We start from the raw sequence: 12,246 nt of genomic DNA on the forward strand, positions 1-12,246 counted from the left end.
TTTGCAAATATAATCATTAAAAATATTGATAAAAGAAAAATATTTAAATAGAAATAATGTCAGAAATATTTTGAAAAGTACGAAAAAGGATTATTTTTGCATTAATTATAAATTGAGTTGAAGAAAATTATCATTTTTTCATTATTTCTATCAGGAATTGTTTCTTATGCACAAACAGGAACAAATGTTTATCCTTTCTTAAATGTACCTGTATCTGCAAGACAGGCTGCTTTGGGTGGAGATGCGATTTCGATAAGAGATTATGATGTTTCCTTTGCTATTGCAAACCCGGCCCTGTTAAATAAAGATTCAGACAAGCAGCTTTCTGTAAATGCCACGGCTTATCTTGCCGACTCAAAATACGGAACCATCGCTTATGCCAAAGATTTTGATAATGGCCATATGGCGACCATCAATGCCCGGTATATGAGCTACGGAAGCACTCCGAGAACAGACGAGAGTGGTTTTCAGGACGGAGAATTCAAGGCTTCGGATGTTGCCATTGGTGCCGGCTATGCCTATCAGTTTGAAGAAGACTGGACAATTGGCGGAGGACTTAATTTCGTCACCTCAAAAATTGACAACTATACTTCTTCCGCTATTTCAGGAACTGCGGGAGTTACCTATCATAACAAAAAGAATAAGGAAGTACTTTCCCTTGTACTGAGAAATTTCGGGTTCCAGCTGAAATCATTCAACGGGGTAAGAGAAAATCTTCCGTTCAGAATTGACCTTGGATATACCAAAACCATCAAGAATTTCCCTCTTGCGGTTACCATTACGGCACACGATCTTCAGAAGTTTGATATTTCTTCAGAATATAATAAAGACGGACAAAAGGTAAATGCAGGAAGAAAAATTGCAGACCATTTCTCATTAGGAGCTGAACTTTTCCCGGAAAAAAACTTCAACATCAGACTTGGATATAACGTAAGAAGAGGTAATGAGCTTGCCGTGGCAGATCAAAGAAACTTCTCCGGACTTTCTGCAGGATTTGGTGTGAAAGTATCAAGATTCCGTATCGATTATGCTCATGTAAGATATCACAACTCTTCGAACGTCAACCAGATAGGAATTTCCATGGACCTTTCCAGCCACAGAGGAGAGTAAGCCATAGCCTGAAAAATCTTAAAATAAGTAAGAAATTTCTTAGCTTTTCTTGATTTTCTAAAAAAAATCTTGAAATTTGCAGTATGAAAAAACCTGTAATAGCTATCGATGGATACTCGTCTACCGGAAAAAGTTCTATTTCTAAAATTATTGCTGATAAACTAGGACTTATCCATATGGACACAGGAGCGCTTTACAGAGGTGTTACCTGGTATGCACTGCAGCACTGCCTGAATGAAAACGGCGAGATTGACCTGAATACCTTATTCTCTTCTTTCAGCCGTATCCATCTTGAGTTCAAGAACAATGAAGGAACGCTGATCCTTTTCCTTAATGATACCGATATCTCCAAAGAAATCCGTATCAATATCGTTTCTGACAACGTAAGCCTTGTAGCCAAACAAAAAGAAGTAAGAGACTTCCTGTTGCAGTCACAACGTTCTTTGGCAGAAAAAGGCGGCGTTATCATGGACGGACGTGACATAGGGACAGTAGTTCTGCCAAATGCTGACTATAAATTCTTCCTTACTGCCAGTATTGATGAAAGAACCAACAGAAGATTTCTGGAATTAAAAGGTTTAGGTATAGAGGCAGATAAAGAGCAGGTAAAACAGAACCTTATTGAAAGAGACAAAATCGACAGTGAGCGTGAAATAGCCCCATTGAAGCAGGCTGACGATGCTATTGTTATTGACAATTCCGAACTGACCAAAGAAGAAACGATTGAGCTTATTTTATCTCACATCGAAAAGATTTAACAATTTTTAATAGGCTTATAGCCCCCTTTGGTATACAAATTGTAAGTTTTATTACTGTAAAAACTAATCTATTATTAATTATTAAAAAACTTAAAATGTCTAGAAAAGGAAATAATACAGCAGGTATATTGGCAGGACTTCTTGCAGGTGCTGCGGCGGGTGTAATCTTAGGAATGCTTTACGCACCGGAAGAAGGAAAAGAAACCAGAAAAAAAATCAAAACAAAGGCCAATGATCTGAAAGACCAGGCTAAAAACAAATACGGTGAAGTTTCTGAAAAAGTAAAAGACCAGTACAGCAATATTTCTTCTACTTTCAAAGAAACGGCAAACAGTGTGGCACATACTGTAAAAGACGGATATGACAAATACAAAGATCAAATCGTTTCTAAAACTGCAGACGTAGTAAAGGATGTAGAAGCGGAACTGAACGATCTTAAAAAATAATAAGTAATTTATCTTTTTAAGTAAATTACGGAAAGGAACTTTTGTGCGAAAGTTCCTTTTTTTGTAACTTTAAAAAAAAACAATGATAGAAACTATTAAAGAATACGCCTCTAAGAGAATAGATCTTCTGAAAATTGAAGCGACTGAGAAGTCGTCACTTTCTGCCGGGCTCATTACTTACTTTGTAGTACTGCTTGTTGCTTTTGCTTTTTTTATTATCCTTTTCAACTTTGGAATTGCTTTCCTTATCGGAAAAGCACTGGATAATTACTCATATGGATTCTTAATTGTTGCTGCATTTTATGCGCTGGTAATGGCATTTGTTGTTGCCTTCAAAACAAAAATTGTGAATACTGTTGCAGATCAGGTTATTAAATTTTTAAATCACTAAACTATGGGCAGAAAATACGAAAGCATAGAAGAATTGAGAAGAAAGAAAAAACTGCTTCAGGGTGAAATAAGTGATCTTGAAAATCTTCTTACCTTCAAAAATACAAAAGAAAGTTTAAGTGCCTTTACCAACGGGCTGAGTGATCAGTACCTGCAGGAAAAAGTAGATGAAGACGGTGATGAAAAAGTAGTTCTGAGAAAAGACGTCATTGCCAGGCAGCTTACTTCAGAAGTAAAAGACCTGCTGATCAGTAAAAATACGGCTGTAGGAATTGCCAGTTCAGCATTCAAAGGATCCAATATCACAGACAGTCTTGTTAAACTTGGAGTAACAGCCATTGTAGGCAACTATGCCAAAAAGAATATGAAAAGCTCCAACTGGAAGAAAAAACTGATTGGTGCCGCCCTGATCTATCTTGCTCCTATTGCGCTGAAATATGTCAGAAAAAAGATGGAAGTCTATCAGAAAAATAAAAGTGTTTCCAGTATGGAACAACTTATTTAGAGGTTAGAAGTTAGATATTAGAAATTAGTGATGGAAGTCAAAATATCATATTTTTTATTTTCCTGAAATTTCTACCCTCTAATATCTAACTTCTGATTTCTATTTTGAAAACAACTGTCCTAAAATAATCCCTGCAGCCATTGATACATTCAGGCTTTCTGTAGACTGGGATTTTCCAAACCTTGGAATGGTGATGCATTTTTGCAGAAGCTTTTCTGTCTCAGGTCTCATTCCGTTCCCTTCATTTCCTAAAATCAGGTTGATTTTTTCCGGTCTCTCAAAAGTATAGAGGTTCTCCCCTTCCATATCCGTTCCGATATTTATATTTTCCGTTTCAGACAGATATTTCACAATATCAGTGTACACCATATTCACTCTGGTGAAAGATCCCATACTGGCCTGAATGACTTTCGGGTTGTAAAAATCTACCGTATCTTCACTGCAAATGATCTGTTCTATTCCGAACCAGTCTGCCAGACGGATAATGGTTCCCAGATTTCCAGGATCCTGGATCCCGTCCAGAACAAGCTGTATATTTTTATCAGCCATCCTGTTTTCTTCTGCCAGATAACACACCGCAACAGAATCTTTGGGAGTTTTAAGAAAACTGATTTTTTTTAACTCATTTTCAGAGATATGGGTCACGGGGATATCAGTACGGTCCAATTTTTGTGGATCGGTTGATAATATTTCTTTAACTTTAAAGTTAGAATTGAAAAGTTCACAAATGATTTTATTACCTTCAACCAAAAACAAATTGTATTTTTGTCTGAACTTCTTTTTATCTAAAGATTGTAAAACTTTTATTGTATGAGCTGTAAGCATTATAAGAATTCTCCTCAAAAATATTATAAAATTATATCATTTGCAACATTTGTTGGTCTCCTTTATGCTTGTAGTACGACAAAAAAAGTTCCTGACGGCGAATATCTGCTTACCAAGAACACCTTTGAATTCGAAGATAAGAAGGAATTTTTCGATGAGGAGCTGAAAGATTATATACAGCAAAAACCCAATAAAAAGCAGTTTCTATTTATGCCGCTGAGCCTTGCTCTTTACAACATGGCGGATCCGAAATATGATACGATCCTTAATGAATATATGACCTATCCCCGTGAAATGAGGAATCAGAAACTAAGGGATTCATTATTCGTTAAGTATAATATGAAGAGCAGTGTGGGTAAAACCCTGTTTTTCGACCGTTTATTGCACAGCTGGGGAACTCCTCCGGTAATTCTGGACCAGGGAAAGACGGAAAAAAGTGCAGAATCTGTTAAGAAAAGACTTACGTACAGAGGATATTGGGATGCGGATGTAAAATTTAAACAAAATTTGGATTCTGCATCCAAAAAGGCTGCAGTCAATTATTTTATTAAGCATAATGACCCCACCCGCATTAAAGATTATTATTACAATATTCCGGATCAGGGGATCAAAGGTTATTATACCTACAATCTGAACAGGAGCCTTGTGCGTTCAGGACAGGTTCTTGATCAGACCGTACTTGAAAAAGAGGTTACAAGAATTACTGATCTTATGCGGGAGTTTGGTTTTTATAAATTTAACAACCTTAATGATGAAGTTTATTTTGTGGCTGATTCTCTGAAAAGCAGAAAAAATATTCCGCTTACCCTGGAGATCCACAAAGATTCATTAGATACTCCGTATAAAATCTCAACATTCGGAAATATAGATGTTGCCATTGTGGATGAAACCGGTGATTATCCTAAAAATACGAAAAAAGACAGTTTAAGGAGAATACGGTTCCATACGATGAATGACAAATATAAACTATCATCGATCTGGAGAGCTATTATCCCGGACAGCAAAAAGGTATTCGACCAGTCTAAACTGGATGTAACGAAAAGGAATATTCTTGCCATGAACAATTTCAGTATTGTGAAAGCAAGAGACTCCCTGAGACAAGGAGGAATGTCAGCTCCCAATGACAGTATTGTAGATGTTCTGTATGTACTGAAGCCGCTTCCGAAATATGAGCTTAAAGTAGGAACCGATGTCAATTATTCTCAGATACTCAATCTGGGGATATCTCCTTCTGTAGACCTTACCACCAGAAATGTTTTCGGGGGGGCAGAAAACCTTTCTACCAGCCTTTCGGGAACATTCGGTTCTATCAGAAGTACTGAAGATATCAGTAAAAGGGCTCTGGCTTATGAAATTTCTGCTCAGGCATCACTTAATTTCCCTAGATTATTATTGCCTTTCAACTATTACAAATTTATCCCTAAAAGATACACTCCTACTTCGTCTATCCTTCTGGGGTCTTCGATACAGACTAATATAGGTCTGGGAAGGGTCAACTTCAATGCCGGACTGAATTATCAGTTTAATGTGAATGATCAGATCTATCATAAGCTGACACTATTCAATACGCAGGTCAGTCTTACTAAAAACAAAAATGCATATTATGATTATTTCGTCAATGACGGAGTGGTAAAAGATGCTACTTTTGCCAGTTATTTTGATCAATATCCTTCATACGGACAGGATTTTTATGCCGGAAAATATACAATTGATGAGGTTTCTGAAAGAATTCTAAATGATAAAGCCTATCAGGCAGGTCTTGACCAACAGGGCCTTGACCTTTTAACTACATTCAGAGGGAGTCTTATCAATAAAGAAAGACAGACGGAAGATGTTCTGATCTCTTCAATGATTTATAACTTCGTATATAGTGAAATCGGTAAAAAAGATTATCCCAACGCCTTTTATTTTAACGGAAAAGTAGAGCTTGCCGGAAATGCTTTAAGTTTATTCAACAAAAAAAGTAATGACGGTGGGGTTGTTTCAGGACCTCAAAAGACCATTTTTGGTATACCTTATGCGCAATTTGTAAAATTTGATGTTGATGCAAGAAAATATTTCAAATTCAATGGAAATCAGACGTTAGTTCTCCGTCAGTTTATCGGTGTGGGTGTACCTTACGGAAACTCCAGGGATATGCCGATTATCAAATCTTATTTCAACGGAGGATCCAATGATATCAGAGCATGGGTAGCATTTGGTGGATTAGGACCTGCAGAATCTCAGGTAGATGAAAGAGTACGTACGTACATGACAAATGACGTAAAACTGACGACCAATATAGAGTACAGAATTCCTTTTAACAATATGTACGAAGGGGCTTTATTTACTGATATTGGTAATACCTGGAGCCTTCGTAATCATGAGGATGCCCATAATGATCAGTTTAAATTTAATAAATTCCTTGGTCAGATGGGTATTGGTAGTGGATTCGGATTGAGAGTGAATGTAGCTTATATCACTCTAAGATTAGACTTTGCTTATAAAATCTATGATCCTAATAAACCGCAGGGAGACCGATGGAGATTTAAAAACTTCCAGCCGTTCAAGCCTACTCTTAATATAGCGTTCGGATATCCTTTCTAATCCGGAGAAATACCTAAAATAAAATATACGACAGCAATCACCCGGGCGAGGATTTCCCTCGTCTGGTTTCTGTAAAAGCTCTCAGGTTTAGTTACGTCCTGGGCATCAAACCCCAGAGCATTCATATCATTATTTCTTGCAAAAAACAGAGCACGCAGGTTGTGGAATCCCTGGGATACAATAATGACATTTTTCTTTTTATAAACATCTTTACAGCGAAGAATACTTTTGTAGGTATTAAACCCTTTAGGATCTTCTATAATGATATCTTCGGGAACTCCTTCCTGATACACCAGATAATTCTTCATGGCAGCAGGTTCGTTGTACCCTTTGCTTTTTTCGCCGCTTACAATGATCTTTTTGATCTTACCATGATGATAAAGAAGGGCTGCAGCATCCATTCTTTTGGTAAAATAAGGATTGGAAAGTCCGGATCTCATTTTAGGAGAAGTTCCGAGAACCAAGGCAATTTCTCTTGGTGGAATCTTGGATATTTTGGTATAGGTACGTCCGTTTGTAAGCCCGAAAACCCAGACATTACAAAAACATATCATCAGAATTCCCAACTCTAATGATATAAAACCTAAATTGAATATGTTCCTAATAATTCTCAACTAAGATCAAAGTTAAGCTTTATTTTTTTACTTTTCACAATCGACATGCAGGCAAGTATATGCCCCTGTTGCTCCTCTTTTTCCGTAAGGTATTCATTTTCCAGCAGTTCCACTTCTCCTTCTTCCAAAACACATTCACAGCTTCCGCAAATTCCGGATTTGCAGGAATAAGGAACAGGAAATTTCTGTAACAGAAGCTGTTGAAGAATTTTATCTTTATTATCAGGGAGATGGGTGCTATAATTTTTCCCCAACATGGTAAATTCCACTTCTATATTTTCAATAAGGGGAAATTCTTTTTCTACGGGATAAATATCATCATTAAACTCTTCAAAAAGTTCAAAATGAATATTCTTTTTCGGGATTCCGTGGTGATAACAGGCATTAGCAAGGGTTCTGATCATTTCGCCTTTTCCACAGATCAGCACTTCATCCACAGCATCCCAGATGGTAGACTCTTCATCTGTATCGTCAAGATGCAGGATCTGGTTGATGATAAGATTGAGTTTTTTTTCATCCAGCCTGCCATAGAAAAACTGATCTGCTGTTTTTTCCTGTGAGAAAAAATAAAAGATCTGCAGTCTGTCACCGCAGGTTCTGGCAAGATTGTCCAATTGGTCACGATAGATCAGATCTTCCGAACTTTTATTTCCGAAAAACAAAAACAGTCTTGTTCTGTGCTCGTTATGAAGGATATTTTTAAAATGGCTTAAAATCGGGGTAATTCCGATACCGGCAGCAAAAGCAACAATAGTTCTGAATTCGCTGGGCTTGGAAACGAGCGTAAATCTCCCGCTAGGCTCACTTACCAGCAATTCATCGCCTGCCTGATAGTTCTGAAACAACTGCGAAGTTGCTCCCTCAGGAGCATTTACTTTTATTCCTAAAGATATTTTTTTCTCGTAAGGTGCTGAAGTCATTGAATAGTCATTAATAACATCTTCACCATGAGACTGAAACTTTACACTGACAAACTGACCTGCTTCAAATTTAAAATTTTCTTTTAAATCCTCCGGAATATCAAACTCCAGAGAAAAAGTATTTTTGGTCAGCTCTTCCTTTTTCGCTATTTTTAACCGATGAAACTGTATAAGTTTCCCTTTGTAGATTTGTTGTTCCATAACTTCAATTCAAAAATAGATAAAAAATAATTTATGAAGAAGATAATTTTATCCACGTTAGTCATTACTGCGCTTTACAGCTGTAAAAAAGACGGACAAAAAACTGAAGGTACAGCCGCAGACAGTCTTTCAACAGTGCACAATACAAATACCGCAAGCCGCCCAAGTATTCCGGTAGAAGTTTCTCCCGAAGACCTGAGTAAATATCTTGCTAAAAATAATGATACACTGTATGTAACAAATTTTTTTGCGACCTGGTGCGGACCATGTATGAGAGAAATTCCGAGTTTTAAAGATAAAATGGAGCAGTTAAAAGATAAGCCTGTGAAATTTACCTTCGTCAACCTTGATGAGAGAACAGAATGGAATACTTCCGTTAAAGATTTTGCAACAGAAAACAATCTGGGCGGAAATATCATTTTACTGGACGGACAAAAGCTCAACCAGGATTTTTTCACTAATAATTTCAAACAATGGGACGGCGGGTCTATTCCTTTTACATTGATGAGAAAAGGAGATAAAACCGATGAATATTTAGGAATGATGACAGAAGACGTATTGGATTCAAAAATTAATTCGTTTTTAAAATAAAGCAGACTGCACTCTTTCTGAATCATGTCAACAAGATTTAAAATCCTGTGTTTATTATTAATTATTGCTATCATTCTGGGAGCAGTCATTAATCTAAATACAGGATTTATCAGTTTAAATATACAGGACTTTTTCCTGGATTCTTCCCAGAGCCAGATTGCTGAAATACGTGTCAACCGTGTTCTGGTTATGTTGCTGGCAGGCATCTCTATTCCCACTTCAGGTTTCCTGATGCAGGAATACTTCCAGAATCCACTTGCAGGACCGGATATCCTCGGCATCACTTCGGTAGCCAGTTTATCGGTAGCGTTTTATATTTTTTTTTCACACCATATTTTACTGCCTGAATTTCTTCAGAACAGCTTTCTCAGCTTATCAGCTATTGGGGGAAGTTTTATTCTGATGCTCTTACTGTTGTCTATGTCTAATAAATTCCAGGACAAATCTTATCTTATTATTTTCGGATTTCTAGTAACTGCTTTTGCAGGAGCTATTGTTTCACTGCTTCAATTTTATGCGGAGAATCAAAGCCTTAAAAATTATATTCTATGGTCTTTCGGGGCTAATAATATGGTAACCAGAAACCAGATCTATGTATTATTTACTTTAGTCCTGATTGGTTTATTCTTTTGTTTCAAAACCATCAAACCGCTTATTGGAAATTCTTTGGGGACTTCCTACGCACAAAGCCTGGGTGTCAATCTGAAACAGCTTAAGTTTCTGATCATTATAGCTTCTACCCTGCTTTCGGCTTCTATTACTGCTTTTCTAGGCCCTATACTGTTTATCGGAATTGTTGTTCCACATTTCTGCAGAATGATCTATAATCCGTCTAAACTTTGGCAGCAATGGATTCTTAATATGTTTCTGGGGATGCTGATCATGTTGTTTTTCTCTGTGATTGCAGAAAAAACACAGATTCCTTTGAATGTGATCAGCTCTGTATTTGGAATTCCTGTGATTCTGATGATGCTTTTGAAACAGAATAAGGTGTAACTGTTTTATTCGTTAATCGCTAAGGCGCAAGTTTTTTCTCCAAGTTATGCTTTAAGGCGCTAAGATTTTATCTACGATAAAATTGAAGACTGTATATTCGAATGGAAAATTACACACACTTGCTGAAAATCTTAGATTTTCTTGCGCCTTAAAAATAGATACATAGAAAATAAATCCTTGCGCCTTAGCGTTTGACCAACAATTCTTATATTTAAAGTATAAAACACTACACAAATGACAGAAAATGAATTATCAAAAATTGTTTTTGAAACAGGTTTAAAAATCCATAAAAAGCTTGGAGCAGGGTTATTTGAACATGTTTATGAAGAATGCATGTTTTATGAATTAACAAAATCAGGAGTCTCTATAGAGAGACAAAAACTCCTTCCCATTATTTATGAAGAGTTAAGAATAGAAAATGCTTTCAGACTTGATATGATTATTGAAAATAAAGTCATCTTAGAAATAAAAGCTGTAGACTATATTAACTCTACTCATAAAGCACAGCTTTTAACTTATTTAAAAATGGCCAATTGTAAACTAGGCATGTTGCTCAATTTTCAATCTGACGTTTTCAAAAACGGAGTGACAAGAATTGTAAACAACCTATAAAAAACAATATAAAAAATTGATAAAATCAAATTCGTTGTATTGTAAAACAGTATTTTTGTAAAACAATTAGCACTTTTGCATTTTATCCAACATTCAACATGCATTTACAGATCAGACAAGCCAATATCGGTTACCATTCAATTTTAATTTCCAATGCTCATGCAGATCTTAAATTGGGTGATGTATGTTTATTAATCGGGAATAATGGAGTGGGAAAAACAACGCTGATCAAATCTATTCTCCATCAGATTCATTTGTTGGAAGGCGAAATATTAATCAATGGAAAGAATGTAAAGCATCTTTCTGTAAAGGAAATTGCGGAAAGTATTGCCATTGTTTTTTCAAAATCGCTGGTACCGCAGCATTATACGGTTGAAGATCTTATTTCTTTGGGAAAATACATCTACTATCCTTTTTATTTTGAGCTTAAAAAAGAAGACCGTGAAGAGGTAAACCATATCATTGATGAACTGGATCTGGGACAATACAGACATACGCTGCTGAAAAATCTTTCGGACGGGAATCTTCAGAAAGCTTTTATCGGAAGGGCAATTACCCAGAACTCTCCTATTATTATTCTGGATGAGCCTACTACGCACCTCGATGAAAAAAACAAGGTGATTATTCTTAAAACCCTTAGAAAACTTGCCAAAGAACAAAAAAAACTGATTCTGTTTTCTTCCCATGACTGGCGTTTGGCAAAAGAATTTGCGGATAAAATATGGTATGTAAAAGATTCAAAGCTGTATTCCGGAATTGTTGAGGATATTTTGCTTCAGCATGAAGAACTTACGAATGCTTCATTGTTTCAGATCAATGAAAGCTTTATTCCCCCTCATATCTCTGCCCCGCAGTTTCATAAGGAAATGCTGTATTCTTTGCTTCAAAAAAACTTCTCAAAAGATCTTTCTTCCCTTAATTTTGAATTTCAAAACGATTTTTGGGTAATCACCAAGGATTCTTCAATACATAAATGTGAATCTTTTGAAGAAATCATCAATTTCATTGTAAACATTTATTAATCTGCACTTTTCTTTGATTATTTCATATACTATGCATGCATAGTATTATGCAAGTCATACAATTTAATCTATTTATTTTCAGCCTATTAACAAAATTTAACGTTAATAAATACTATGCATGCATAATATTTACTAAATTTGGGTAAAACCATTAGCGCAAAAATGATGGATCATAACAAGGAAAAAATAGAAAACGTAGACTTAATTTTAAAACAGACCTGGTTGGCTGTTTCGAAAATGTACACAGAACTGGCTCAGGAACATGATTCTACAGCAGTACAGGCCCTTACTCTTCTTAAAATTGATCCCAAAGAAGGAACCCGAAGCACGAATCTGGGTCCCAAAATGGCTATAGAGCCCACTTCTTTGACGAGAATCATTAAACTTCTGGAAGACAATGGCTATATCTATAAGGAAAAGACGACCACTGATAAAAGAGAGGTGATCATTAAGCTTACAGATAAAGGACTTAACTCAAGAAATATGTCCAAAGAAGTTGTGGTCAACTTCAATAAGAAGGTTATGGAGAAAATAGCTCCGGAAAAGATGGAAACATTCAAAGAAGTAATGGCAGAGGTCATGAAAATCGCCAACGAATTATTAAACAACAGAAAATAAATGATATTGAAACCGTAAAGGTTCCATATGATCTCATTAAATAATAAAAATT

At 36.1% G+C, this 12,246-nt stretch carries 14 protein-coding genes; 11 read left to right on the top strand and 3 right to left on the bottom strand.

Annotated features, from left to right (window positions below; all coding sequences use genetic code 11):
• Positions 1-117: 117 nt before the first annotated feature.
• The 5 genes from porQ to ACTJJF_RS06135 all read left to right on the top strand — a co-directional run bounded on the left by porQ (position 118) and on the right by ACTJJF_RS06135 (position 3,209).
• Positions 118-1,110 carry a type IX secretion system protein PorQ gene (gene porQ, locus ACTJJF_RS06115; protein ID WP_212651357.1) on the top strand — a complete coding sequence of 331 codons (993 nt, stop codon included), beginning with the start codon at positions 118-120 and terminating at the stop codon, positions 1,108-1,110.
• Positions 1,111-1,193: 83 nt separating this feature from the next.
• On the top strand, positions 1,194-1,868 hold the full coding sequence (cmk, locus tag ACTJJF_RS06120; protein ID WP_440699043.1) for a (d)CMP kinase: 675 nt from the start codon (positions 1,194-1,196) through the stop codon (positions 1,866-1,868).
• A gap of 95 nt (positions 1,869-1,963) precedes the next feature.
• Entirely contained in the window at positions 1,964-2,314 is a 351-nt protein-coding gene (locus ACTJJF_RS06125; protein ID WP_065397677.1) for a YtxH domain-containing protein, read from the top strand.
• Positions 2,315-2,396: 82 nt separating this feature from the next.
• Entirely contained in the window at positions 2,397-2,705 is a 309-nt protein-coding gene (locus tag ACTJJF_RS06130) for a phage holin family protein (protein WP_034694332.1), read from the top strand.
• Positions 2,706-2,708: 3 nt separating this feature from the next.
• Positions 2,709-3,209, top strand: coding sequence for a phosphoribosyl-ATP pyrophosphatase (locus ACTJJF_RS06135; RefSeq protein ID WP_312301750.1), 501 nt, complete (start codon positions 2,709-2,711; stop codon positions 3,207-3,209).
• Positions 3,210-3,308: 99 nt separating this feature from the next.
• Here the strand turns inward: ACTJJF_RS06135 and ACTJJF_RS06140 are convergent, their stop codons facing one another.
• Positions 3,309-4,034, bottom strand: coding sequence for a TrmH family RNA methyltransferase (locus tag ACTJJF_RS06140; protein WP_440699044.1), 726 nt, complete (start codon positions 4,032-4,034; stop codon positions 3,309-3,311).
• Between ACTJJF_RS06140 and tamL the strand changes: the two genes are divergently transcribed.
• Positions 4,020-6,620, top strand: coding sequence for a translocation and assembly module lipoprotein TamL (gene tamL / locus ACTJJF_RS06145; RefSeq protein ID WP_440699045.1), 2,601 nt, complete (start codon positions 4,020-4,022; stop codon positions 6,618-6,620). The two genes, ACTJJF_RS06140 and tamL, sit on opposite strands and share 15 nt — an antisense overlap.
• On the opposite strand, the gene ACTJJF_RS06150 is transcribed toward tamL, so the two are convergent.
• Positions 6,617-7,174, bottom strand: a complete 558-nt coding sequence (locus ACTJJF_RS06150) for a SanA/YdcF family protein (protein ID WP_409514651.1) — start codon at positions 7,172-7,174, stop codon at positions 6,617-6,619. The genes tamL and ACTJJF_RS06150 overlap by 4 nt on opposite strands.
• 56 nt (positions 7,175-7,230) lie before the next feature.
• Positions 7,231-8,355, bottom strand: coding sequence for a 2Fe-2S iron-sulfur cluster-binding protein (locus tag ACTJJF_RS06155; RefSeq protein ID WP_440699046.1), 1,125 nt, complete (start codon positions 8,353-8,355; stop codon positions 7,231-7,233).
• Between the two features lie 33 nt (positions 8,356-8,388).
• Here ACTJJF_RS06155 and ACTJJF_RS06160 point away from each other — a divergent pair, with 33 nt between their 5' ends.
• The 5 genes from ACTJJF_RS06160 (at position 8,389) to ACTJJF_RS06180 (ending at position 12,194) form a co-directional block, all read left to right on the top strand.
• Positions 8,389-8,946, top strand: coding sequence for a TlpA family protein disulfide reductase (locus tag ACTJJF_RS06160; RefSeq protein ID WP_440699047.1), 558 nt, complete (start codon positions 8,389-8,391; stop codon positions 8,944-8,946).
• Positions 8,947-8,970: 24 nt separating this feature from the next.
• Positions 8,971-9,942 carry a FecCD family ABC transporter permease gene (locus ACTJJF_RS06165; RefSeq protein WP_440699048.1) on the top strand — a complete coding sequence of 324 codons (972 nt, stop codon included), beginning with the start codon at positions 8,971-8,973 and terminating at the stop codon, positions 9,940-9,942.
• Between the two features lie 234 nt (positions 9,943-10,176).
• Complete coding sequence (locus tag ACTJJF_RS06170) at positions 10,177-10,554, top strand: GxxExxY protein (RefSeq protein WP_440699049.1); 378 nt, start codon at positions 10,177-10,179, stop codon at positions 10,552-10,554.
• Between the two features lie 98 nt (positions 10,555-10,652).
• Positions 10,653-11,576 carry an ABC transporter ATP-binding protein gene (locus ACTJJF_RS06175; RefSeq protein ID WP_312301735.1) on the top strand — a complete coding sequence of 308 codons (924 nt, stop codon included), beginning with the start codon at positions 10,653-10,655 and terminating at the stop codon, positions 11,574-11,576.
• Positions 11,577-11,741: 165 nt separating this feature from the next.
• Entirely contained in the window at positions 11,742-12,194 is a 453-nt protein-coding gene (locus ACTJJF_RS06180) for a MarR family winged helix-turn-helix transcriptional regulator (protein WP_065399617.1), read from the top strand.
• The last annotated feature ends 52 nt before the right edge of the window (positions 12,195-12,246 follow it).

It is taken from the genome of Chryseobacterium sp. 22458 (assembly GCF_052044975.1).
Classification (GTDB): domain Bacteria; phylum Bacteroidota; class Bacteroidia; order Flavobacteriales; family Weeksellaceae; genus Chryseobacterium.

Excerpts from the sequence above, each read along its gene's own strand:
- cmk (WP_440699043.1), top strand. The coding sequence starts at position 1,194 with ATGAAAAAACCTGTAATAGCTATCGATGGATACTCGTCTACCGGAAAA.
- ACTJJF_RS06125 (WP_065397677.1), top strand. The coding sequence starts at position 1,964 with ATGTCTAGAAAAGGAAATAATACAGCAGGTATATTGGCAGGACTTCTT.
- ACTJJF_RS06130 (WP_034694332.1), top strand. The coding sequence starts at position 2,397 with ATGATAGAAACTATTAAAGAATACGCCTCTAAGAGAATAGATCTTCTG.
- ACTJJF_RS06135 (WP_312301750.1), top strand. The coding sequence starts at position 2,709 with ATGGGCAGAAAATACGAAAGCATAGAAGAATTGAGAAGAAAGAAAAAA.
- tamL (WP_440699045.1), top strand. The coding sequence starts at position 4,020 with ATGAGCTGTAAGCATTATAAGAATTCTCCTCAAAAATATTATAAAATT.
- ACTJJF_RS06140 (WP_440699044.1), bottom strand. The coding sequence starts at position 4,034 with ATGCTTACAGCTCATACAATAAAAGTTTTACAATCTTTAGATAAAAAG.
- ACTJJF_RS06150 (WP_409514651.1), bottom strand. The coding sequence starts at position 7,174 with ATGATATGTTTTTGTAATGTCTGGGTTTTCGGGCTTACAAACGGACGT.
- ACTJJF_RS06155 (WP_440699046.1), bottom strand. The coding sequence starts at position 8,355 with ATGGAACAACAAATCTACAAAGGGAAACTTATACAGTTTCATCGGTTA.
- ACTJJF_RS06160 (WP_440699047.1), top strand. The coding sequence starts at position 8,389 with ATGAAGAAGATAATTTTATCCACGTTAGTCATTACTGCGCTTTACAGC.
- ACTJJF_RS06165 (WP_440699048.1), top strand. The coding sequence starts at position 8,971 with ATGTCAACAAGATTTAAAATCCTGTGTTTATTATTAATTATTGCTATC.
- ACTJJF_RS06170 (WP_440699049.1), top strand. The coding sequence starts at position 10,177 with ATGACAGAAAATGAATTATCAAAAATTGTTTTTGAAACAGGTTTAAAA.
- ACTJJF_RS06175 (WP_312301735.1), top strand. The coding sequence starts at position 10,653 with ATGCATTTACAGATCAGACAAGCCAATATCGGTTACCATTCAATTTTA.
- ACTJJF_RS06180 (WP_065399617.1), top strand. The coding sequence starts at position 11,742 with ATGGATCATAACAAGGAAAAAATAGAAAACGTAGACTTAATTTTAAAA.